Source organism: Salinimicrobium sp. WS361, from assembly GCF_050750585.1.
Taxonomy (GTDB): Bacteria; Bacteroidota; Bacteroidia; order Flavobacteriales; family Flavobacteriaceae; genus Salinimicrobium.
The window spans coordinates 1-21,662 of sequence record NZ_JBOJLM010000027.1; the positions used below are offsets into that span (position 1 = coordinate 1).

Sequence of the window (21,662 nt, forward strand, 5' to 3'; positions counted from 1 at the left end):
AAAAACATATAACCCCCTCAGGGTCTTTGGTTTCCCCCACTCCTGTTGTAATCATACAATCCCTCCGGGATTATGGGTTCGTGATGTGTCTTATATATTATATGTAGATCAATTACCAGCAGGAGGTACAATTTTGCAAAAGTCCTATGACTATGTGGATTATTCAGACCCTGAGACATCCCTTATAAAGTAGAGGTTCCGAAAATGACATTTTTGAGAGGTGACACTCCGGAAGGTGCGACCGTTTCGGGGTCGGAATCATCACGGTATCCAGGTTAAAAACGTATGAACCCGTCGGGGTCATAAAACGTTTCGTTATCCAAATTACTAATATGAGACCCCTTGGGGGTCGTGTGGTTAATGGCATTAGGTGAAATCAACATGAGACCTATCGGACCGTTGGTCGTGATCTGTTCTTACATATATAGTATGTGATAAGAATCACACCAGCAGAAAGTGTAATTTTATGAAAGTCCTATAATTATAGCTCCTTCTGCCCTTAAGAAATCCCTTATAAAGTAAGAGGTTCTGAAAATGGCATTTTTGAGAGGTGACATTCCGGAAGGTGCAACCCGTCGGGGTCTGAGTTCGTGACCTGTTTCCGTTATTAAAGAAATGAGACCCTATTCGGGTTTTGAATTCGTGTCCTGTTTCTGTTATAAACACAAGACCCGTTAGGGGTCTAACCATAAGGATCCAAAGGATCCGGTATTTGTATTATTCTTCAGCAGGGATGACCCCGAAGGAGTCAAATGTTTATAGCTGATAAACGAAATATCCATCGAATCACATTAATAGGAATCAAAATAAACAATCAAATCCGATTATTTCAATGTCAATCGAAGACCAAAACCCCAATCCCATTACATTATTATGAATCGAATACGTTTACCTGCGTTAGGGATAGCAGCGGAAATCCTTTTTGTGAGGCACGAGCAAAAAGATTGAAGCGGATAGCCCGACCCGCATGAGCGGTAGCGAAGGCGGGGAACGCCCAAAACCTCCACATACATATTATATATATTAGTATTGTAAAGCACCTATGAACCTGTTATCTTTGCAGACCTAATTCGAGTTTTATGATAAAGATTACGTTGCCCGATGGCAGTATTAAAGAGTTTGAGAACGGCACTACCCCAATGGAGGTAGCAAAAAGCATTAGTGAAGGCCTGGCCCGTAATGTGATTTCGGCAAAGTTCAACAATACAGTGGTAGAAACATCCACTCCTTTAAATACCGACGGCAGCCTTACTTTATATACCTGGAACGATGCCGAGGGAAAAAAGGCTTTTTGGCACTCTTCTTCTCACGTGATGGCCCAGGCAATCCAGGATCTTTACCCAGGCGCTAAACTGACTATAGGGCCCGCTATTGAGAACGGCTTCTATTATGACGTGGATTTTGGAGACCAAAAGATCTCTGAAAATGACTTCAAAAAGATTGAAGACCGCATGCTGGAAATTTCCAGAGGAAAGCACGACTTCCAGATGAGAGAGGTTTCCAAGCAGGAGGCTCTTGATTTCTATAAAAAAGAAAATAACCCGTTCAAGGTTGAACTTATTGAAAACCTTGAAGACGGAACGATTACCTTCTGCGACCATGATACCTTTACAGATCTTTGTCGCGGCGGTCACCTTCCCAACACCGGCGTGATAAAAGCAGTGAAACTAATGAGTGTTGCCGGTGCTTACTGGAGAGGTAATGAAAAGAATCCGCAGTTGACACGGGTTTACGGAATTTCATTTCCGAAACAAAAAGACCTCAAGGAATATCTTGAAATGCTTGAGGAGGCCAAGAAAAGGGATCACCGTAAATTAGGTCGTGAGCTGGAACTTTTTACTTTTTCACAAAAAGTTGGTCAGGGGTTGCCTTTATGGCTGCCAAAAGGTGCTGCTTTGAGAGAGCGCCTGGAGAACTTCCTAAAAAAAGCTCAGAAGAAAGCCGGATATGAAATGGTTGTGACTCCACATATTGGACAAAAGGAACTTTATGTTACCTCTGGCCACTATGCTAAATATGGAGAAGACAGCTTTCAGCCAATAAAAACTCCGAATGAAGGAGAGGAATTTTTGCTGAAGCCTATGAACTGTCCGCACCACTGCGAGATCTACAATCACGGTCATTGGAGCTACAAGGATCTTCCGAAGCGTTTTGCTGAATTCGGAACTGTTTACCGTTATGAACAGAGTGGCGAATTACACGGACTTACCCGCGTACGCGGATTCACTCAGGATGACGCCCACATTTTTTGTACTCCAGATCAATTAGATTCTGAATTCAAAAAGGTGATTGATCTTACTTTATATGTATTCAGTTCCCTCGGATTTGAAGATTTTACAGCTCAGGTTTCTTTAAGAGATCATGAGAATAAAGAAAAGTACATAGGATCTGACGAAAACTGGGATAAAGCTGAAAATGCCATAATCAATGCCGCAAAAGAGAAAGGCCTTAACTATATCGTAGAAACCGGTGAAGCTGCTTTTTACGGACCCAAACTGGATTTCATGGTGAAAGATGCCCTTGGCAGACAGTGGCAGCTGGGAACCATTCAGGTAGATTATAATTTACCAGAACGTTTTGACCTTACCTATAAAGGAAGTGATAATGAAATGCACCGACCGGTGATGATTCACCGTGCTCCTTTTGGTAGTATGGAACGCTTTGTAGCTGTACTGCTGGAGAATACAGGAGGAAATTTCCCACTTTGGCTGATGCCAGAACAGGCTATTATTCTCTCCCTCAGTGAGAAATACGAAAAATACAGCCAAAAAGTTTTAAATTCGCTGGAAAATCACGAAATTCGCGCCCTTGTAGACAACCGGAATGAGACCATTGGTAAGAAAATCCGGGGAGCAGAAGTAAGCAAGATTCCGTATATGCTGATTGTTGGAGAACAGGAAGCAGAGAATGGAACGGTTTCTGTACGTAAACACGGGGAAGGCGATCTTGGCAGCATGACTGTCGAAGAATTTGCCCAACTAATTAAAGAAGAAGTAAATAGTACTTTAAAAACATTCGAAGTTTAATTAAAATTTTTGAGCCATAGCAATACGTAGAAAAAGAACCAAAAGACCTCTTAGAGAAATCAAAGAAGATCCGCATCGCATTAACGGAAAGATACGTGCGGAGGAAGTTCGCCTTGTAGGCGATAACGTGGAAATGGGTGTCTACCCAACCCGTAAAGCATTAGCCATTGCCGAAGAACAGGAGCTGGACCTGGTGGAGATCTCCCCCAACGCCAATCCTCCCGTTGCTAAAGTAATGGACTATAAAAAGTTTCTCTATGAACAGAAAAAGCGTGACAAGGCATTAAAGGCCAAAGCAACCCAGGTGGTTGTTAAAGAGATACGTTTTGGTCCTAATACAGACGATCACGACTATGAGTTTAAGAAAAGGAATGCAGAAAAATTCCTTAAAGACGGAGCCAAATTAAAAGCTTTCGTATTCTTTAAAGGGCGTTCTATTGTATTTAAAGAACAGGGAGAGATCCTTTTACTGCGCCTTGCTACCGATCTTGAAGAACTTGGAAAGGTAGAGCAAATGCCTAAACTTGAAGGGAAAAGAATGACTATGTTCCTCTCCCCCAAGAAGACAAAATCTAAATAACCTCCTGCCATTCTAATGGATTGCATGAGTTACAATAATAAGTGAGATAATTAAAAAGAAGGACAGAATGCCTAAGATGAAAACAAAATCCAGTGCCAAGAAGCGTTTCAAGCTTACCGGTACCGGAAAGATCAAAAGAAAGCATGCGTTTAAAAGTCACATCTTAACCAAGAAGACTAAAAAACAAAAGCTAGCGCTGACTCACAGTACTTTGGTACATGAAGCAGACGAAAAAAATATCAAACTTCAATTACGTTTGTTGTAGTTGAACCTTTGATGGTTTACCAAATTTAATAACCCTGGAGTCAGGCCAATTAGACGTGAGATTTTAGATATGAGATCTGAGATCTCTTTTAATTAAAAGTGCCGGTTACCGGCCGCCTGCTACAAAAAAATTTAAAAATATGCCAAGATCAGTAAATTCAGTTGCGAAGAGAGCCAGAAGAAAAAAGGTTCTTAAGCAAGCAAAAGGTTACTTTGGACGTCGTAAGAACGTTTGGACAGTAGCGAAAAACGCGGTTGACAAAGCAATGCTATATGCTTACAGAGACCGTAAAACCAAGAAGAGAAATTTCCGTTCACTTTGGATCATCCGTATCAATGCAGGTGCCCGTATGCACGGAATGTCTTATTCACAATTCATGGGGAAAGTTAAAGCCGCAGGAATCGAATTGAACCGTAAGGTTCTTGCCGATCTAGCGATGAACCACCCTGATGCGTTTGAAGCTATCGTCAAAAAAGTAAAATAAATTAAACTGTTATCTCACTTATAAAATCCCGTTCGAAAGAGCGGGATTTTTTTATGCTGAAGACTTCTAAAGTTCTTGCCACAGATGCACAGATAATTTTATTACTCTTTGTGATCTGCAAAATCCCGTTCGAAAGAGGGGGATTTTTTTATGCTGAAGATTTCTAAAGTTCTTGTCACAGATGCACAGATGATTTTATTACTCTTTGTGATCTGCAAAATCCAGTTCGAAAGAGCGGGATTTTTTTGTGCTGAAGATTTTTAAAGTTCTTGCCACAGATACACAGATGATTTTCTTACTCTTTGTGATCTGCAAAATTCCATTCGAAAGAGCGGAATTTTTCGTACTAAGACCTCTTTTAAGGATGCGACGAACGCATGAAGGATTTTTTCACCCTGACCTGCAAAGTTTCTGAAATCGATTAGCAGGTTCTTCTATTAGCCACAGATGTACAGATGAAAATCCTTTCAAGTCTTTACTCTACCGCAAATCCTCAACAGTACCATCTCCAATAGCGGGAAAAAGCAGGATTTTTTAGCAGAAATATTCTACGGCAATAATCCCCTCCACCGCATGTCCGCAAGATGGGGTGGTTTTTTTTATATATCAACAGACCTGCAAGTTTTTGTAACCTTGTAGGTCTCACTATAAAATATAACCATCCAAAAAAGTTTAAAAGTACCAAGTGTACTCTCGAAGAATCCTGAAACAAGTTCAGGATGATAAACCAAAGAGGATATTCAAAACTATTTGCTCGTACCAGTGATGGTAAGCACCAACTTCCTACTGCCGCCGTGGTCGCGATGTTCACCAAGGTAAATTCCCTGCCAGGTGCCCAGGTTTAGTCGCCCATTTGTAATGGGGATCTGAAGAGATGTTCCCAATAAAGCTGCTTTTATGTGCGCCGGCATATCGTCACTCCCCTCTAAAGTGTGTTTGTAGTAAGGCTGATCTTCGGGTACCATCTTATTAAAATGGCTCTCAAAATCGTCTCTCACGGTAGGATCGGCATTTTCGTTGATGGTGAGTCCGGCGGAAGTGTGCTGAATAAACACCTGCAAAAATCCTACAGAAATTTCCCTGAGTTCGGGAATTTGCTGAAGCACCTCATCGGTTACCAGGTGAAAACCTCTAGGTTTGGCTTTAAGTTTTATTTCCTTCTGAAAAATGTAATCCATTTTTGCCATTTTTGACACCTTAGTTTTTACTCTTATAAGTTATAAAATTCAGCAGCATTTCTTCCGAAGATCTTTTCTTTGTCTTCTTTCAAATAACTGCTGAAGAATTTTTCTATAATTCCGTTGACTTCTGAATAACTTGCGGCAGACAAACAAACCGGCCAGTCAGATCCAAAGATTAAGCGATCTACACTAAAAGCATCGGTAACCACCTCGAGAAATGGGAAGAAATTGGTAGTTTTCCAGCTGAAGTCGGGAGTTTCGGTTACCAATCCGGATATTTTGCACCACACATTGGGAAAAGACGCCAGTTGCTGAATATGCTCTACCCACTGCTTATCGGGTTTCCCCGAAATCTGGGGTTTCCCTATATGATCAAGAACAAATTTTTGCCGGGGAAAGGCTTTTACAAGTTCTACAGCACCACCAAGCTGATAATCAAAAGCAAGAATATCATAAGTGAGACCGAGATTTGCCAACAATGATATTCCGTGCTGAAATTCAGAAGACATCATAAATCCCCCTTTTTCGTCCCAGACGGTGTGACGTATACCTTTCAAAAATGTATTTTTTGAATAGTGCTTCAGGCGTTCTTCAACTTCAGGAGAACTCATATCTACCCATCCCACCACTCCTTTAATAAACTTGTGGTCTTTTGCCATTTTCAGCAGGACCTCTGTCTCTACTTCAGATTGATCGGCCTGTACCGAAACACATCCCGAAAAGCCACTTTTTGACAGCAAAGGCTCAAGATCTTCCGGAGAAAAATCTTTCCTGATCACGGACATTTCATCAGAAATCCATGAATATGTTTCAGCATCATACTTCCAGAAATGCTGGTGCGCATCAATTTTCATAAGAAAACATTATTTGGAATCGGAATTTTCGTGATCTGCTTCAACCGCTACCGGCCTTTTATCAACCTCATTTTCGGCATTACCGGAAGCCTCCAGATGGTCTTTCACATATAATTCTTCTATGATCACAATAAGTGCGGCAAGGATAGGCGTAGCCATGATAAGTCCCAGAATTCCGGTTATCAACCCTAAAAGTACCATCCAGAAAAGTGTAAGTGCGGGAGGCAGGTGCACCATTTTCTTCTCGATCATTGGCGTAATTAAGTAGCTTTCTACTATTTGAATACCAAAGTAAAGAATGAGCACATAAATATACATATTACCTCCCTGCATGAGTGCGATCAACACTGCCGGCGCAAGGGCGAGATAGGGACCGATGTTGGGAATAAAGGAGAATAATGCAGCTATTAATGCGAGAGCATAAGGCATGGGCATTCCCAGGATTTCCAGTCCTACTGCAGTGAATACACCAACCACGAGCATAGACATGAGTTTGGCCATCATCCAAAGGCTGAGAGACCGCTGAGTTTTATCCATCACCTCTCTTAACCTTAGACGAAAATGCGTAGGAAACAATCTTATAAATCCCTGGGTGTAAATTTTTGGGCTCGACGCTAAAAATATGGCGGTTACAATGATGATAAAAAAGTTAGCGATGGCACCTATGGTCGTTGAAAATGATCCTACGATCCTGGAGACCACTTTTTCCCGGTTTTCAAGTAAGGCCCCAATATCTGAAGGGAGTTCTTCAAACAAACTGCGACCAATAGACGTCTGGGTGATCTCTTCCCGTAGATTCTGGAGGGACTTGGGCAGTGTATCGGTCATATCCTGTACCTGCTGCACCATTGAAGGCCCAACCAGAATGATGATCAAGGCCAGTATTCCTGTTATGAACAAAAGAACAAGTAATAAGGCTAACCCGTAAGGCATCGAGGTTTTACTAACTATCCAGTTGGAAGAGAAATTCAGCAAAGTCGAGAAGAAGATACCGGCAAAGACCAAGAGAAAGAAATTGGCGTGAAAAATAAGAAGCGCAAGAGCTGAAAGCATCAGCAAGGCTATAAAAATTGTTTTGGTAATCTTCTTGTTGTAGTTATTTGTTTTTTCCATAGTTGGTTAGAAAGAGTCTTCTCAGGTTTTTTGTTTTTGTTTTTTAGCGGCAGGAAAAAGAACATTGTTGAGAATAAGACGATATCCGGGGGAAGTAGGGTGTAGTTCCAGTTCGGTTTTTGGGTCTCCTACCATGTGTTGATAATCTTCGGGATCATGACCTCCGTAAAAGGTGAAAAAGCCATTGCCTTTTATTCCGTGGATATATTTTGCTTCCCCATTGATCTTGCTCTGTCCCATTACCAGCACAGTGGGTTTGATGGTAGCAGGATCGTAAGCTGTGGTTTGCCCCATAAATCCTTTGACGAGCATGGTGTGGTTTTGGGTTAACATAGTTGGCACCGGATCCCATTTCGCCGAGTATTCCATTAGGCTAAAGTAATCGACATCCATAGGAACGCGACGCTTAACCGTCATATCTATTGACGAGAATTCATATACCATCGGATTTCTTTCCAAAATGAAATTCTCAAAAGCGAAACTCTTCTCAAAATTCAGCTCTTTTTGATAATTGGCATCGCTGGGGTCACCGTCAAACATAGGTTCTGCAATATCTACTCCCTCTGCCGAAAGCGCAATATCAAAACTATCGGTAGCACTGCACATGGCGAACATGAATCCGCCTCCTACCACGTAGTCCTTAATTTTTAATGCAACTGCAAGTTTTTCTTCAGCAACTTTCTCATATCCCAGCCTGGCAGCCAAAGCTTCAGCCTGTTTCTTGTCTTCAATATACCAGGGAGCAGTGCGATAACTGCGATAAAATTTCCCGTATTGACCAGTAAAATCTTCGTGGTGCAGGTGCAGCCAGTCAAACAACAATAGGGCATCATTTAGAACTTCCTCGTCATAAATTGTTTCATAAGGAATTTCGGCATAGGTGAGCACCATAGTTACAGCATCATCCCAGGGTTTATTACCCTGCGGAGAATACACTGCAATTTTAGGTGCTTTTTCAAGTAATACTGCCTGCATATTTTTGGATGGGCTCGAAATTTCTTCGAGAATATCTGAAGTTTTTTGATCGCTAATCACTTCATAAGAAACACCACGTATCTTACATTCTCTTCGGAGTTCTTCGGAATCGGGCAATAAAAATGAACCGCCCCTGTAATTCAGCAGCCACTGCACTTTTATATCTTTATCGAGCATCCAGTAAGTGATTCCATAAGCCTTGAGGTGGTTACGCTGACTTTCGGCATCCATAGGGATAAGGATCTGCGATGCAAAAGCTGAAGCAGAAAACACCAGGAAAAATAGCAGTATGCAAAAGCCGGAAAAAGTTGTACTATTTCCGGCTTTTAAAGATATGTTTTTAGTAAAAAGCTCTACAGAAAAATTCCGGAGAGATGAGATTTTATTAGAAAGGTACGTCGCTGTCGTCATCATTTAGGTCATCATTCATCGAACTTCCGAAGGCTTCATTGGCACTGGGGAAATGGCTGGTATTGAATCCAAAATCTCCTGAATCATTGTCATTCATCTTTGAATGGAATTCAGAGGGGGAGTCAAAGTCATCTAAGTTATCGAATTTACCTAAATGTCCAATAAATTTAAGCCTAATATTCTCAAGTCCACCGTTCCTGTGTTTAGCAACAATGAATTCTGCCTGTCCATCTGTTGGAGAACGCTCTTCGTCATCCCACTCTTCTATCTTATAATATTCTGGACGGTAGATGAACGAAACGATATCGGCATCCTGCTCAATCGCACCCGATTCCCGAAGGTCACTCAAAAGTGGTCTTTTTGACCCCCCTCTGGTTTCAACGGCACGGGACAGCTGTGAAAGTGCGATCACCGGCACGTTCAATTCTTTTGCCAGGGCCTTCAGATTTCGGGAAATCGTCGAGATCTCCTGTTCCCGGTTCCCACCTTTTTGGCTACCACCGGCAGTCATTAACTGAAGGTAATCAATCACGATCAACCTAATACCGTGTTGAGAAGCCAACCTCCTCGCCTTTGCCCTAAGGTCAAAAATAGACAGGGAAGGTGTATCATCAATGAAGAGCGGTGCTTTTTCAAGACCCTTCACCTTTACGTTAAGCTGTTCCCACTCATGTTTTTCAAGATTTCCTGTACGGAGTTTTTCTGAAGACAAACCGGTTTCAGAAGAGATTAAACGGGTGATCAACTGTACAGAAGACATCTCCAGGGAAAAGAAGGCTACCGGAATATTTTGGCCTACAGAAATATTTCGGGCCATAGAAAGTGTGAGGGCCGTTTTCCCCATACCAGGACGGGCTGCCACAATCACAAGGTCACTGGGTTGCCACCCGGAAGTAAGCTTATCGAGCTTTTCAAAACCTGAAGGAATCCCTGAAAGACCTGATTTATTGGAAATCTCCTGGATCTTTTTCTTTGCCTGCATCACAAGATCTTGTGCAGTTTCTGAAGATCTTTTTATGTTCCCCTGCGTTACTTCATAAAGTTTAGATTCCGCAGTGTCTAAAAGATCGAAAACATCGGTAGTTTCATCGTATGATTCTTCGATGATCTCGTTGGAAATCTTTATTAAACTACGCTGAATATATTTTTGAAGAATGATCCTCGCATGGAACTCAATGTGAGCAGAAGAAGACACTTTTTGGGTGAGCTGCACCAGGTAAAAGTCGCCACCCACCTGCTCCAGTTTCTGATCTTTCCTCAATTGATTGGAAACCGTTAATAAGTCGACCGGTTCAGAATTCTCGAACAGCTTAAATATGGCTTCGAATATATATTGATGGGCACTTTTATAGAAAACATCGGGATGTAAAATATCGATAATTTCGTCAACACCTCTTTTATCAATCATCATAGCTCCAAGCACAACTTCTTCTAAATCAACGGCTTGAGGCGGAATTTTCCCTTTCTCGAGATTGATGACATTCCCGGGATTAAAATTATAATTTTGAGGGGCTTTGACTTTTTCCATGTTACGAAAGTAGAGAAATAGAGTATAGAATTTAGCCGAAAAAGGCTTTACTTAGTTCACAGGTTATGAACATTTTAACTGATCATAACTTAAAAATTTTGTTGATAAGCCCAAAAAAATCCGAAGGGTTTCTCTCCGGATTTTTCCTGTCTTATGTAATAAGGATTTAACCTTTAAATACTCCCATTTGAGAATATTTGTTCATTCGTTTTTTCACCAGTTCATCTGGTGATAAGTTTTTAAAGTCTTCATAAGCTTCAGAAATGGCATCTTTTACTATAGAAAAGGTCATTTCCCTATTGCTATGTGCACCGCCAACTGGCTCTTTTACGATCTCGTCTATGAGCTTTTGCTTTTTCATATCCTTAGCAGTAAGTTTCAAAGCATCGGCTGCCTTTTCTTTGTACTCCCAGCTTCGCCATAGAATTGACGAACAGGATTCTGGTGAGATCACAGAGTACCAGGTATTTTCAAGCATAAGTACTTTATCTCCCACAGCAATACCCAGAGCGCCACCACTGGCTCCTTCTCCAATAATCACTACGATAATGGGTACTTTAAGCCTGGTCATTTCAAGGATATTTCGGGCGATTGCTTCTCCCTGTCCTCTTTCTTCAGCTTCAAGCCCGGGATAGGCTCCAGGAGTATCTACAAAAGTTACTACAGGGATCCCAAACTTTTCGGCAGATTTCATTAGGCGGAGCGCCTTTCTATAACCTTCAGGATTTGCCATTCCAAAATTGCGGTACTGCCGGGTTTTTGTATTAAATCCCTTTTGCTGCCCCACAAACATGTAGCTTTGATCGCCAATTTTTCCAAGGCCTCCAATCATGGCTTTATCATCTTTTACATTTCGATCTCCATGAAGTTCCAGAAAAGTGTCACCACAAATAGCGTTAATGTAATCTAATGTATAGGGGCGGTTTGGATGGCGTGAAAGCTGAACCCTTTGCCAGGCGGTAAGATTCTTATAGATCTCCTTTTTGGTTTCGGTGAGTCTCTTCTCAATTTGACGACATGTAGCTGTAACATCAACATCACTTTCCTTACCAATGGCACAAGCTTTCTGGTACTGCTCTTCCAACTCTTTTATAGGTAATTCAAAATCTAAATATTCCATAATGAGCTATGGGTTGTTTTTAATTAGCTTACAAATATAAGAAACTTAAGAGCTAGCTTTCGGCAGTTTTTTGAATTTTCTCCTTGTCTTCAAAAAGCCATTCAGGATTACGGTAATCAGAATGATTGCTGCACCATAATAAAACCCCGGATTCATAGCCTCATCACTTCCAAAGACCCAAAAGGCGAGCAGAATTCCGTACACAGGTTCTAAATTAATAGTAAGCATTATGGTATATGGACTCAAGTGCCGCATAACAGCTACAGAAGCTATAAAAGCATAGGCGGTGCAGAAGGAAGCCAAAATAAACAGGTAAATCCAGTCTGCCGCCGAAACATTGAAGAACTCTGTGCTAAACCCAGAGCTACTGCTATTTCCGAAGAAAGAAAGAAAAAGAAGATAAACGGTGATGGCACCGGCACCAGTAAGCAGTTCGTAAAATGAAATTACTGAGGCATCTTCCTGCTTAGCCAGTTTGCCGTTAATAAGAGAGAAAACTGAAGAAAGAAAAGCAGAAAGTAGAGCAAGCAGGATTCCAAGAACGTATTCTGTCTCCACTTTGAAAATAATGTACAGCCCACAAATCACCACAATACCTAAAAGGATCTCATACCATATAACTTTACGTTTGTAAAAAATTGGTTCAAGAATAGAGGTGAAAAAAGCGCCTGTAGAAAGGAGTGCCAGGGTAATAGAAACATTGGAAACCTTAATGGCCCCAAAGAAGGTTAACCAGTGCACGGCAATGACCACCCCGGCAATTAGCATGACTTTTATTCTTCCCGGTGCCAGCTTCAGGTTCTTTTTCTTCCACTTGATCCAAAGAAAAATAAAGCCGCTGGCCAATAACATCCTGTACCACACCAATGGTACGGCATCTAACGTGATCAATGCGCCCAGGACTGCGGTAAACCCCCAGATAAACACAATGAAGTGAAAATGCAGGTAAGCTTTAACTTTATCGTTTAGCATTCCAGAGCAGGTAAGCAGCTAAAACTCCGAAGAACATATTAGGGAACCATACAGCCAGCAGCGGTGAGAAGGTACTCTGCTCGGCAATGGTCCCAAATACCTTATCCATGAAAATAAAAATAAAGGCCAAAGTAATTCCCAGCGCAAGGTTCACTCCCATCCCACCGCGGCGTTTCATAGAAGAAACCGCAACAGCAATTATGGTAAGAATATAGGCAGAAACCGGAAGGCTCCAGCGTTTGTAAGCCACCACTTTATAGCGATTTATATTCCCAGAACCCCTACCTTTTTCCTGCTCAATAAAAGCTTCGAGTTCATTATAATTAAGTGTCTCTGCCATGTAAGACACCGGCGTAAGTTCATCAAAATCAAATGGCAGGACAGTATCTTTACTAATTTCCGAAATCAATTTATCTCCATCTTCACCAATGATCCTTTTGTGGTAGTTGGTAAGAGTGTAGGTAGAATCTTCTTCATTTAGTTTTAGCCTTGACGCACTTATTTTATATTTAAGTTTATTTCCTTCAAAATGCTCCAGGGTAAAATTCTGAGCCGAATTAATTCGCGGTTGAAAGTGAGAAGCATAAATGAACTCATCGTCATTAATTTGCCTGTAGACATCACTGGTCTCCTGCACGTCGCTACCCCTTTTTAAGTAGGTGTACTTAAACTCATTAAAACCTTTACTTGCACTGGGCGCAAGATACATACCCAGAACAAGGGCTGCGACACACACTATGGTAGACCCTATCATATAAGGGCGAAGAAAACGCCAAAAGGAAACACCACTACTCAAAAATGCAATAATTTCGGTGTTCTGTGCCAGCTTAGAAGTAAACCAAATTACCGAGAGGAACAGAAACAGAGGAAAAAGTAAGTTCGCGAAGTAGATGGTGAAATCAATATAATAATTCACTACTTCCCAAAAAGGCACTTCGTTCTGAAGGATCTTATCAATCTTTTCGGCAAGATTTACCGTTATCCCAATAGGAATAAAGAGGAGCAGCATTAACACGAATGTCCCCAGGTATCTCTTTAGTATGTACCAGTCAAGGATCTTCAAATTATAAACGTTTGTCCATTTGCTGTACCATTTTGCTTTTCCAGGAAGCAAAGTCCCCGGCTAAGATATGTTTTCTTGCCTCGCGAACCAACCAAAGATAGAAGCCAAGGTTGTGCATGGTAGCAATTTGCTTGCCAAGCATTTCGTTCACCGTAAAGAGGTGACGAAGGTAAGCCTTTGTGTAAAAAGTATCAACGTAGGTAGCGCCAGATTCATCTATCGGGCTAAAGTCATCTTCCCACTTCTTATTTTTGATATTAATTGTGCCATGAGCCGTAAACAACATCCCATTTCTGGCATTTCGGGTAGGCATTACACAATCAAACATATCTACTCCCAAAGCAATATTTTCAAGAATATTGATTGGAGTTCCCACTCCCATAAGGTAGCGTGGTTTTTCCTTCGGAAGTATATTGGTGACCACCTCGGTCATTGCGTACATTTCTTCTGCAGGCTCCCCTACTGAAAGTCCGCCAATGGCATTACCCTCTGCTCCCGCTGAAGCTATATACTCCGCCGACTCTTGCCGTAGATCTTTGTAAGTACTTCCCTGCACAATAGGAAAAAGCGCCTGGGAATAACCATATAAAGGTGGCGTTTTATCAAAATGTGTGATACATCTGTCCAGCCATCTATGGGTGCGGTGCATGGAATTCTTTGCGTAGCGATAATCACAGGGATACGGGGTACATTCATCAAAGGCCATGATAATATCTGCACCAATAAGCCGCTGAATTTCCATCACATTTTCGGGAGTAAAATTGTGGTAAGAGCCATCAATATGAGATTTAAACCGCACACCTTCCTCCTTGATCTTCCTTCTGTCGGCAAGCGAATATACCTGGTATCCTCCACTATCGGTAAGAATGCTCCTGTCCCAGTTCATAAACTTATGGAGCCCACCGGCCTTTTTCAAAATTTCGGTTTGTGGGCGCAGGTACAGGTGGTATGTATTTCCCAGGATAATATCGGGATTCACCTCTTCCTTAAGATCTTTCTGACTAATACCTTTAACAGAAGCCACTGTACCTACCGGCATAAAGATGGGAGTTTCAATGGTTCCGTGATCTGTAGTGATTATACCTGCTCGGGCACTGCTACCCGTATCGGTAACTGCTAATTCAAATTTCATAAACAATTTTAATGGGCGCAAAGATAGGTATTTTTCGTTGGCAGGGATTAGAGGATAACAAGCAGAAATTTTCTAATGTTCTACGGAAATCGCCCCGCCCAATTGCAAATCCGTGCTAGCTGAAAGTTTCGTTTCGGCACGGATTGCAAATCCGCGCCAGCTGAAGAGTTGGGTTTCGGCACGGATTGCATATCCGCGCCAGCATTGTGAAATATCTGAAAGAGATTTAGAAAAAATAGATGAAAAAATATCTGTGCATCTGTGGCAAAATTTAAGACCGAGTCTTCCCCGGCACGTTGCAAATCCACGCCAGTTTTGGGAAAATAAAGTAAAAAATGCAGGAGAGTACAATAGAAAAATATTCGTGTATTCGTGGCAAAACTTCAAGTAGAGTCTTCCCGGCACGGATTACAAATCCGCGCCAATTTGACCAAACTTCCGAAGAAATATGAAAGATTTAAAAGTCTCAACAATTATTCAAACAATTGTTCAAAGCTTTTAGAAGAATTGAGTCGGGTTGATTTCCAAAGCATTGATAAAATAGTATTTTTGCAGGACATTTAATAAAAACCAGATGTCAGACACACAACAACTACAAGATTTTGTCACCCAGGTGAGAAGGGACATTGTAAGGCAGGTTCACAAGGTAAATTCGGGACACCCCGGAGGCTCTTTGGGTTGCGCCGAATTTTTAAGCGTCCTTTATCAGGAAGTAATGCACCGTAAAGAAGGATTTGATATGGACGGAATTGATGAAGATCTGTTCTTCCTTTCCAACGGCCATATCTCCCCGGTGTTCTACAGTGTTCTTGCCCGTAGCGGATATTTTCCTGTGGAAGAGCTCAACACGTTTAGATTAATTGATTCCCGTCTTCAGGGGCACCCCACAACCCACGAAGGCCTGCCAGGGGTAAGAATAGCTTCTGGCTCATTAGGCCAGGGACTTTCTGTAGCCTTAGGCGCTGCAAACGCAAAAAAACTGAATGGCGATTCACACCTTGTTTACACCCTTCATGGTGATGGCGAGTTACAGGAAGGCCAAAACTGGGAAGCAATCATGTATGCGGCTGCAAAAAAAGTTGACAACCTCATCTCTACTATAGATCGCAATTATCAGCAAATAGATGGTTGTACAGATGATGTTTTACCCATGGGGAACCTTGTCGAAAAATTTAAAGCCTTTGGTTGGGAAGTGCTGGAGATTGAAAAAGGAAATGACATCGACCAAATACTAGCAGGTCTTAAAGAGGCTAAAAGCCTTACCGGAAAAGGAAAACCCGTCGCAATTATGCTGAATACCGAAATGGGGCACGGCGTAGATTTCATGATGGGAAGCCACAAGTGGCACGGAGTTGCTCCAAATGATGAGCAACTGGAGAAAGCCCTTGCTCAAAACCCTGAAACCTTAGGAGACTACTAGCCGCACCCAGCTCCCAAAGGGGAGGAGCTTAATCTCAAAAAATAAAAAAATATTAACACTTAAATAAACGCCCTAACTCCCCTCCTTTGGAGGGGTCGGGAGAGGCTTATGAAAAAATATACAGATACAGGTAAAAACGATACGCGCTCTGGTTTTGGAGCCGGACTCACCGAACTTGGCAGAACCAACCCTAATGTGGTTGCTCTTTGTGCAGATTTGGTTGGCTCTTTAAAAATGCAGGATTTCATCGATGAAAACCCTGAAAGATTTTTCCAGGTTGGTATTGCTGAAGCTAACATGATGGGCATCGCTGCCGGATTGACCATAGGAGGTAAAATTCCTTTTACAGGAACATTTGCTAACTTCTCAACCGGAAGGGTCTATGACCAGATTAGACAATCAATAGCCTATTCGGGAAAGAATGTGAAAATTTGCGCCTCTCACGCAGGCCTTACTCTTGGTGAAGATGGTGCGACCCACCAGATCCTTGAGGACATAGGACTCATGAAGATGTTGCCGGGAATGACTGTAATCAATCCTTGTGATTATAACCAGACAAAAGCAGCTACCATTGCTATTGCAGAATATGACGGACCGGTCTATTTACGTTTTGGACGTCCAAAAGTGGCAAATTTCACTCCTGCAGATCAAAAATTCGAAATAGGAAAAGCTATTTTACTGAACGAAGGAAAAGATGTGACTATCATCGCAACAGGCCACCTGGTTTGGGAAGCGCTACAAGCTGCTGAACAACTTGAGGAGAAAGGAATTTCAGCTGAAGTGATCAACATTCATACAATCAAACCTTTAGATGAAGCTGCAATTTTGGCTTCCGTAGGAAAAACCGGCTGCGTAGTCACTGCCGAAGAACACAATATCCTTGGAGGGCTTGGGGAAAGTGTTGCCCGTACGCTGACACATAATCACCCTGCCCCGCAGGAATTCGTTGCTACCATGGATACCTTTGGTGAAAGTGGTACACCCGAGCAACTTATGGAAAAGTATGGATTAAATGCTGCTGCTATTGTAAAGGCTTCAGAGAAGGTCATCAAAAGGAAATAGATTTTTTTCAGCTTCAAAACCATTCCAAAGCCTCTCAAAAATGTCATTTTTGAGAGGCTTTATTTTTGAGCAAATAAAAATATTTATATTCCGTTTTATACTTAACTTCTAAAACAAAGCTTGTATGAAAAAGTACTTTTTTATTTTAATGTTTGTAACAACTTCCACAGCAGTAGCACAAAGTGGATTTGGAGTAAAAGGCGGTTTAAATTATGCCGATAATGGAGAACTCACCTATAACGACTTTTCTAATGCCGGTGAAGATGTGCTGGAAGGCGGAGAAAGCAAAATGGGATATCATTTTGGCGTTCTCTACCAGGCAAACCTCCTTGGCTTCTTCTTAAGGCCCGAACTGGTCTACACCACCACGAAAAGCACTTATCAATTCAATCAACAGGAAGCAGAATACAATGTTTCAAAAATAGATCTCCCCATTTTAGTGGGTACCAAAATCTTTGGCCCTGTCCAGATCTTTGCAGGCCCCAGCCTTCAATACATGGTAGATAACGATTTTGAAGGTTTTGATCTTGGCGACGTCAAAGATGAATTCACCATTGGTGCACAGCTAGGTGCAGGAGTTCAATTAGGCAAAATAGGAATTGATGTGAGATATGAAAGAGCACTAAAAGAGAATGAAGCAGAATTCATGCAACTTGACGGCAGTAGAAATGGTCCGCAGAGGGTAGACACGAGGCCCAGCCAGATCATTTTTGGACTTTCATTAAGCCTGTAAAAGAACTAAGTTATAAGCATCAAAAAAGCCCCGAAAAGGGGCTTTTTTTTGTTTAGTTATTTGGATCCAGGTAATCTGGTGTTCCATCATTATCTGAATCGGGATAAGGAAAAATAATATTTCCGTCTTCATCAGAAATTTCTTCGCGGGTAGGAATAAAATCGCCATCGTCATCTACATCAGCGTAATTTGGCATTAAATCTCCGTCGGTATCATCATTATTTAACAGCTGATCTTCATTAAGATCTTCCCTCCATGACGGAATACCATCCCGGTCATGATCTGCTTTATTTGTACCGTAGAGGTTAATAGCAAATACCAGTGGGCTGTAAGAAGGAATAGTTTCTCTAAAAGCGTTAAAGTACGCGAGCCCTGATGGTAAGAAAACAGCACCAATCCCATAGTCATTATTCCATTCGATGGTGTTATCTTCCTGTACCTCGAAGCCCGATGCTCCACGAAATTCAGTAATTCCAAGACCAAATCCAGTCACTGTACGGGTAAGATCAAACCATACGGGACTTTGAGAAGCATCAAAAGTCCTACGGTTTAGTAAAGTACCTTCGTAAGACACGTAAACTGAATCGCTGAATTTTGGCTGAGGTTGTTCACTTGCACCTTCGCGCACTTTCAAGACGTAGTAAGTGTAATTTACTCCTTCCAAATCAAAGTTCTTCGTCTCCAGTAATGGCGACTCACTAAGTGGAGTTTTACCTGCATTAGCTGCGTTTATGGTATCAATCTTAATCTTGTAGTCAAAACCTTCGGGAGCAGCCTCAAATTCTTCATAATTGTAGAAGTGTGTATCCAGGTAGGCATCCAGTGCAGCCTGATCTGTCAACTCCTGCTCTCCCCTATCTCTTGGCGGGACCTGCTCTGGTGAGTCATCATCCTTATCACAGGATATTAAAGAGATACCGGCAAGCACATATAAAAACAAAAATTTATTCAATTTCATCAATAGGTAATTTAGGGCCGCAAGATACAATATTCTTGTATTTTTGCTGAAGATAGAAGGAATTTTACAGCACAAAGATGAGAGTAGACAAATTTTTATGGTGCGTGAGGTATTTCAAAACCCGAAGTGTAGCAACCGAAGCGTGTAAACAGGGAAAGGTACGAATGAACGAGGCTATTGTTAAACCTTCCAGAGAAGTTTTCGCAACAGACAAAATCCAGGTCAGGAAAAACCAAATTAATTACCAGATAGAAGTACTGGATATCCCCAAAAGCCGGGTGGGTGCCAAGTTAGTTAACCTCTACATCAATGATATCACTCCGCAGGAAGAACTTGAAAAAAGAGAACTGCTTAAATATTCCCAGGACTATTACCGAAAAAAGGGTACCGGACGACCTACCAAGAAAGATAGAAGGGAGCTGGATGACTGGTTTGATCCTGAAGACAACGAGGATTGATTAACTTTACCTTGAAATTAGTATCTTAAAAAAACATCCCCATGGAGAAAAATTCTGTTTTGATTCTCAACAATGAGCAGATCAACCATAAAATAAGAAGGATCGCTTACCAGATTTACGAAAACAACCTCGAAGAAGACCAGATCATCCTGGCGGGGATAGCCAAAAGTGGCTTTCAGCTTGCGCAAAAGCTGCAGGCAGCACTACAGGAAATTTCTGATCTTGAAGTACTGCTCTGCGAGGTGAAAGTGAATAAAAAGAATCCGCTGCAGGCTGTCACCAGTAGTTTGTCACCTCAGGATTATGAAAACAAAGCTCTTGTATTAATAGATGATGTTTTAAACTCGGGCACCACTTTGATCTACGGAATAAGGCACTTTCTGGATGTTCCGCTTAAACGGTTCAAAACTGCAGTTCTGGTTGACAGGAGCCATAAAAAATATCCTGTAAAAGCCGATTTTAAAGGCATCTCTCTTTCAACTTCGATTCACGAAACAGTAAAAGTACATTTTAAGCCGGGAGAAGATAAAGTGGAGCTAGTCTAAACTTTCCACAACCGTATGCACTACCTCTTCTACAGATTTACTATCAGTTAAAACCGTAAGGTCACTCTGATTGTAGTAGAAGGTGCGCTCAAATAAATGCTTTCGGATATAATCTTCAAGAACTTCAGGAGTTTTGAGGTCTTGTATTAATGGCCGGCTATCTTTTTCAACTATTAGTCTTTCCTTCAACTGAAGCAGACCGGTTTTGAGATATATTGAAGTAACAGACGCCGTATTTTTGATCAACTGCATATTTTTCCCGTAACAGGGAGTACCTCCTCCCAGGGAAAGAACATAACTCTCCTCCCTCTCCAGAAGCTTTTTAAGCACCTCTGCTTCCTTTCTGCGAAAATAAATTTCACCATTGGTCGAAAAGATTTCAGGAATAGTCTTATTTTCTTCTGCACATATTTTGGCATCCAGATCCAGGAATTTAACAGATAAATGAGTAGCAAGGGCCTTTCCAACAGAACTTTTACCAGAACCCATGTATCCTATAAGAATAATTTTCATGCTTAATTATATGATTTTTAAGGAGTTTAATCTCTACTTTAAAATGATCTTCAAATTTATGTCAATTTCTTCTTGAAAAATAAATTAATGTGGGTATATTTGCACCCGCATTGGCAAAAATGCAAGTAACAAGATCTGGTAGCTCAGTTGGTAGAGCATCTCCCTTTTAAGGAGAGGGTCCTGGGTTCGAGCCCCAGCCAGATCACAGAACAAAGTTCTTATAAATATTGACCTGGTAGCTCAGTTGGTAGAGCATCTCCCTTTTAAGGAGAGGGTCCTGGGTTCGAGTCCCAGCCAGGTCACTTCTTTCTTCAAGGAATTAGTGGAAAACCCAAAAAGGTATAACCATTGATTTTCTTCACACGGAGAATAAATTTCGTTAAAGAAATCTTAAAGAAAGCCCAGGTGCTGGAACTGGTAGACAGGCATGGTTGAGGGCCATGTGTTCATTAGAGCGTGCGGGTTCGAGTCCCGCTCTGGGCACTTTTCGAAATAATTACTTCTTTCTCCGCTTCCATTTCCCCTTTCTTATTTTTTTTACAATTTTCACTTTTCTTACGCGACTTCGTACAAAAAAGACTAAAATTCTGTTAATCACATCATTAGCATCTTCTTGAGAGAAAATAAATATTACATTTATCTCAGACAATTTTATTCACCCGAAGATGCAGTTTCAGTTATACTCTCAGCTACTTAAATTAGATCTCTCCAACGACGATCTACTTCAAATGTATTATGTCCTTTACTACGACTTAAAACAAGAAGATAAAGACATGGCTGAGAATATTGCCAAACTTATTGAGATAAGGGAAAAGGCTAAAATCGAATTACGAAAACTGCTCTTTAATATTAAAAATTCTATTCAGGCTTCTGCAGTTGGAACTGCAGTCTTAAATTTCTTACCGGTATTTCTTAAGCTGGATTATTTGGCTCGCAACACCTTTAACAATTTAAATTTGAAGGTTTGCTATGAAAAAGAGAAAAAAAATATTAAATTGTATTACCAAACACTTTATAATCAGGATATTCCCTCTTCAACGCTTGATGTTCTTTTTAAACACAAGAATAAATTGGAATCACTGCCATAAATAGATGAGAACAAATAGTAATTTTTACTGGGGGGCAAAAATTACTGATAAAAAACTCCGGAAATAAACCTCCGGAGTTCTCATCTACTATCTCGGAAAAAGCAATTCTAAACAGGGTTGCTTTTTCTGTTTTTAGTATGTACCTAAACAAAAAACTCCCGCGCTGGCGGGAGTTTTATAT

Annotated in this window: 23 protein-coding genes and 3 tRNA genes; 15 read left to right on the plus strand and 11 right to left on the minus strand. The window is 41.3% G+C overall.

Annotated features, from left to right (window positions below):
* The 5 genes from ACQ93I_RS16475 to rplT form a co-directional block, all read left to right on the plus strand.
* Positions 1 to 193: hypothetical protein (locus ACQ93I_RS16475; protein ID WP_431699483.1), on the plus strand; the 193-nt coding region annotated here is incomplete at its 5' end.
* A gap of 886 nt (positions 194 to 1,079) precedes the next feature.
* The gene (thrS, locus tag ACQ93I_RS16480; protein ID WP_431699484.1) at positions 1,080 to 3,026 is read left to right on the plus strand and encodes a threonine--tRNA ligase; all 1,947 of its coding nucleotides are present in this window, start codon (positions 1,080 to 1,082) and stop codon (positions 3,024 to 3,026) included.
* 58 nt (positions 3,027 to 3,084) lie between these two features.
* Positions 3,085 to 3,606: a translation initiation factor IF-3 gene (gene infC, locus ACQ93I_RS16485; RefSeq protein WP_262504842.1), complete on the plus strand. Its 522-nt coding sequence runs from the start codon at positions 3,085 to 3,087 to the stop codon at positions 3,604 to 3,606.
* 67 nt (positions 3,607 to 3,673) lie between these two features.
* Positions 3,674 to 3,871 carry a 50S ribosomal protein L35 gene (gene rpmI / locus ACQ93I_RS16490; RefSeq protein ID WP_029033297.1) on the plus strand — a complete coding sequence of 66 codons (198 nt, stop codon included), beginning with the start codon at positions 3,674 to 3,676 and terminating at the stop codon, positions 3,869 to 3,871.
* A gap of 139 nt (positions 3,872 to 4,010) precedes the next feature.
* The gene (gene rplT, locus ACQ93I_RS16495) at positions 4,011 to 4,355 is read left to right on the plus strand and encodes a 50S ribosomal protein L20 (protein ID WP_266069989.1); all 345 of its coding nucleotides are present in this window, start codon (positions 4,011 to 4,013) and stop codon (positions 4,353 to 4,355) included.
* A 746-nt stretch (positions 4,356 to 5,101) separates the two neighbouring features.
* Here the strand turns inward: rplT and ACQ93I_RS16500 are convergent.
* The 9 genes from ACQ93I_RS16500 to tgt form a co-directional block, all read right to left on the minus strand.
* Positions 5,102 to 5,533 carry a secondary thiamine-phosphate synthase enzyme YjbQ gene (locus tag ACQ93I_RS16500; RefSeq protein WP_431699485.1) on the minus strand — a complete coding sequence of 144 codons (432 nt, stop codon included), beginning with the start codon at positions 5,531 to 5,533 and terminating at the stop codon, positions 5,102 to 5,104.
* Positions 5,534 to 5,565: 32 nt separating this feature from the next.
* On the minus strand, positions 5,566 to 6,390 hold the full coding sequence (locus tag ACQ93I_RS16505; protein ID WP_431699486.1) for an amidohydrolase family protein: 825 nt from the start codon (positions 6,388 to 6,390) through the stop codon (positions 5,566 to 5,568).
* A gap of 9 nt (positions 6,391 to 6,399) precedes the next feature.
* Positions 6,400 to 7,503, minus strand: a complete 1,104-nt coding sequence (locus ACQ93I_RS16510; protein ID WP_431699487.1) for an AI-2E family transporter — start codon at positions 7,501 to 7,503, stop codon at positions 6,400 to 6,402.
* 21 nt (positions 7,504 to 7,524) lie between these two features.
* A complete protein-coding gene (locus tag ACQ93I_RS16515) occupies positions 7,525 to 8,709 on the minus strand; it encodes an asparagine synthetase B (RefSeq protein ID WP_431699498.1) in 1,185 nt (394 codons plus the stop codon).
* Between the two features lie 154 nt (positions 8,710 to 8,863).
* Positions 8,864 to 10,417, minus strand: a complete 1,554-nt coding sequence (dnaB, locus tag ACQ93I_RS16520) for a replicative DNA helicase (RefSeq protein ID WP_266069985.1) — start codon at positions 10,415 to 10,417, stop codon at positions 8,864 to 8,866.
* 166 nt (positions 10,418 to 10,583) lie between these two features.
* Positions 10,584 to 11,537, minus strand: coding sequence for an acetyl-CoA carboxylase carboxyltransferase subunit alpha (locus tag ACQ93I_RS16525; protein ID WP_345599112.1), 954 nt, complete (start codon positions 11,535 to 11,537; stop codon positions 10,584 to 10,586).
* Between the two features lie 45 nt (positions 11,538 to 11,582).
* Positions 11,583 to 12,509, minus strand: a complete 927-nt coding sequence (locus ACQ93I_RS16530; protein ID WP_431699488.1) for a DMT family transporter — start codon at positions 12,507 to 12,509, stop codon at positions 11,583 to 11,585.
* Positions 12,496 to 13,572 carry an LptF/LptG family permease gene (locus ACQ93I_RS16535; protein ID WP_431699489.1) on the minus strand — a complete coding sequence of 359 codons (1,077 nt, stop codon included), beginning with the start codon at positions 13,570 to 13,572 and terminating at the stop codon, positions 12,496 to 12,498. The genes ACQ93I_RS16530 and ACQ93I_RS16535 overlap by 14 nt, the downstream gene beginning before the upstream one ends.
* 1 nt (position 13,573) lies before the next feature.
* On the minus strand, positions 13,574 to 14,704 hold the full coding sequence (tgt, locus tag ACQ93I_RS16540; protein ID WP_431699490.1) for a tRNA guanosine(34) transglycosylase Tgt: 1,131 nt from the start codon (positions 14,702 to 14,704) through the stop codon (positions 13,574 to 13,576).
* Between the two features lie 112 nt (positions 14,705 to 14,816).
* On the opposite strand from tgt, the gene ACQ93I_RS16545 reads away from it, so the two are divergent.
* The 4 genes from ACQ93I_RS16545 (at position 14,817) to ACQ93I_RS16560 (ending at position 17,919) form a co-directional block, all read left to right on the plus strand.
* Entirely contained in the window at positions 14,817 to 15,095 is a 279-nt protein-coding gene (locus ACQ93I_RS16545; RefSeq protein WP_431699491.1) for a hypothetical protein, read from the plus strand.
* A gap of 183 nt (positions 15,096 to 15,278) precedes the next feature.
* Positions 15,279 to 16,124, plus strand: a complete 846-nt coding sequence (locus tag ACQ93I_RS16550) for a transketolase (RefSeq protein ID WP_431699492.1) — start codon at positions 15,279 to 15,281, stop codon at positions 16,122 to 16,124.
* Positions 16,125 to 16,232: 108 nt separating this feature from the next.
* Positions 16,233 to 17,186, plus strand: coding sequence for a transketolase family protein (locus ACQ93I_RS16555; protein ID WP_266069978.1), 954 nt, complete (start codon positions 16,233 to 16,235; stop codon positions 17,184 to 17,186).
* 124 nt (positions 17,187 to 17,310) lie between these two features.
* Positions 17,311 to 17,919 (plus strand): outer membrane beta-barrel protein, encoded by a 609-nt coding sequence (locus tag ACQ93I_RS16560; RefSeq protein WP_431699493.1) that lies wholly within the window; start codon positions 17,311 to 17,313, stop codon positions 17,917 to 17,919.
* Between the two features lie 52 nt (positions 17,920 to 17,971).
* Here ACQ93I_RS16560 and ACQ93I_RS16565 read toward each other — a convergent pair whose 3' ends face one another.
* Entirely contained in the window at positions 17,972 to 18,877 is a 906-nt protein-coding gene (locus ACQ93I_RS16565; RefSeq protein ID WP_431699494.1) for an FKBP-type peptidyl-prolyl cis-trans isomerase, read from the minus strand.
* 77 nt (positions 18,878 to 18,954) lie between these two features.
* Between ACQ93I_RS16565 and ACQ93I_RS16570 the strand changes: the two genes are divergently transcribed.
* Positions 18,955 to 19,335, plus strand: coding sequence for an RNA-binding S4 domain-containing protein (locus ACQ93I_RS16570; protein WP_431699495.1), 381 nt, complete (start codon positions 18,955 to 18,957; stop codon positions 19,333 to 19,335).
* Between the two features lie 41 nt (positions 19,336 to 19,376).
* Positions 19,377 to 19,880, plus strand: a complete 504-nt coding sequence (locus ACQ93I_RS16575) for a phosphoribosyltransferase family protein (protein WP_345599119.1) — start codon at positions 19,377 to 19,379, stop codon at positions 19,878 to 19,880.
* Here ACQ93I_RS16575 and ACQ93I_RS16580 read toward each other — a convergent pair.
* Positions 19,872 to 20,393 carry a shikimate kinase gene (locus ACQ93I_RS16580; RefSeq protein WP_431699496.1) on the minus strand — a complete coding sequence of 174 codons (522 nt, stop codon included), beginning with the start codon at positions 20,391 to 20,393 and terminating at the stop codon, positions 19,872 to 19,874. The genes ACQ93I_RS16575 and ACQ93I_RS16580 overlap by 9 nt on opposite strands.
* A gap of 132 nt (positions 20,394 to 20,525) precedes the next feature.
* On the opposite strand from ACQ93I_RS16580, the gene ACQ93I_RS16585 reads away from it, so the two are divergent.
* The 4 genes from ACQ93I_RS16585 to ACQ93I_RS16600 all read left to right on the plus strand — a co-directional run bounded on the left by ACQ93I_RS16585 (position 20,526) and on the right by ACQ93I_RS16600 (position 21,481).
* A tRNA-Lys gene (locus tag ACQ93I_RS16585) sits at positions 20,526 to 20,598 on the plus strand.
* A gap of 24 nt (positions 20,599 to 20,622) precedes the next feature.
* Positions 20,623 to 20,695: transfer RNA gene (locus ACQ93I_RS16590), tRNA-Lys, on the plus strand.
* Positions 20,696 to 20,792: 97 nt separating this feature from the next.
* Positions 20,793 to 20,876, plus strand: a tRNA-Leu gene (locus ACQ93I_RS16595).
* 290 nt (positions 20,877 to 21,166) lie between these two features.
* On the plus strand, positions 21,167 to 21,481 hold the full coding sequence (locus ACQ93I_RS16600; protein WP_431699497.1) for a hypothetical protein: 315 nt from the start codon (positions 21,167 to 21,169) through the stop codon (positions 21,479 to 21,481).
* Positions 21,482 to 21,662 lie beyond the last annotated feature (181 nt).

Bases quoted from the DNA above. Each gene is read 5' to 3' on its own strand.
- ACQ93I_RS16580 (WP_431699496.1), bottom strand. From the start codon at position 20,393: ATGAAAATTATTCTTATAGGATACATGGGTTCTGGTAAAAGTTCTGTT.
- ACQ93I_RS16600 (WP_431699497.1), top strand. From the start codon at position 21,167: ATGGCTGAGAATATTGCCAAACTTATTGAGATAAGGGAAAAGGCTAAA.
- ACQ93I_RS16510 (WP_431699487.1), bottom strand. From the start codon at position 7,503: ATGGAAAAAACAAATAACTACAACAAGAAGATTACCAAAACAATTTTT.
- ACQ93I_RS16525 (WP_345599112.1), bottom strand. From the start codon at position 11,537: ATGGAATATTTAGATTTTGAATTACCTATAAAAGAGTTGGAAGAGCAG.
- ACQ93I_RS16500 (WP_431699485.1), bottom strand. From the start codon at position 5,533: ATGGATTACATTTTTCAGAAGGAAATAAAACTTAAAGCCAAACCTAGA.
- ACQ93I_RS16560 (WP_431699493.1), top strand. From the start codon at position 17,311: ATGAAAAAGTACTTTTTTATTTTAATGTTTGTAACAACTTCCACAGCA.
- ACQ93I_RS16555 (WP_266069978.1), top strand. From the start codon at position 16,233: ATGAAAAAATATACAGATACAGGTAAAAACGATACGCGCTCTGGTTTT.
- tgt (WP_431699490.1), bottom strand. From the start codon at position 14,704: ATGAAATTTGAATTAGCAGTTACCGATACGGGTAGCAGTGCCCGAGCA.
- ACQ93I_RS16505 (WP_431699486.1), bottom strand. From the start codon at position 6,390: ATGAAAATTGATGCGCACCAGCATTTCTGGAAGTATGATGCTGAAACA.
- rpmI (WP_029033297.1), top strand. From the start codon at position 3,674: ATGCCTAAGATGAAAACAAAATCCAGTGCCAAGAAGCGTTTCAAGCTT.
- ACQ93I_RS16550 (WP_431699492.1), top strand. From the start codon at position 15,279: ATGTCAGACACACAACAACTACAAGATTTTGTCACCCAGGTGAGAAGG.
- ACQ93I_RS16530 (WP_431699488.1), bottom strand. From the start codon at position 12,509: ATGCTAAACGATAAAGTTAAAGCTTACCTGCATTTTCACTTCATTGTG.
- ACQ93I_RS16575 (WP_345599119.1), top strand. From the start codon at position 19,377: ATGGAGAAAAATTCTGTTTTGATTCTCAACAATGAGCAGATCAACCAT.
- thrS (WP_431699484.1), top strand. From the start codon at position 1,080: ATGATAAAGATTACGTTGCCCGATGGCAGTATTAAAGAGTTTGAGAAC.
- rplT (WP_266069989.1), top strand. From the start codon at position 4,011: ATGCCAAGATCAGTAAATTCAGTTGCGAAGAGAGCCAGAAGAAAAAAG.
- ACQ93I_RS16565 (WP_431699494.1), bottom strand. From the start codon at position 18,877: ATGAAATTGAATAAATTTTTGTTTTTATATGTGCTTGCCGGTATCTCT.
- ACQ93I_RS16515 (WP_431699498.1), bottom strand. From the start codon at position 8,709: ATGGATGCCGAAAGTCAGCGTAACCACCTCAAGGCTTATGGAATCACT.
- ACQ93I_RS16570 (WP_431699495.1), top strand. From the start codon at position 18,955: ATGAGAGTAGACAAATTTTTATGGTGCGTGAGGTATTTCAAAACCCGA.
- dnaB (WP_266069985.1), bottom strand. From the start codon at position 10,417: ATGGAAAAAGTCAAAGCCCCTCAAAATTATAATTTTAATCCCGGGAAT.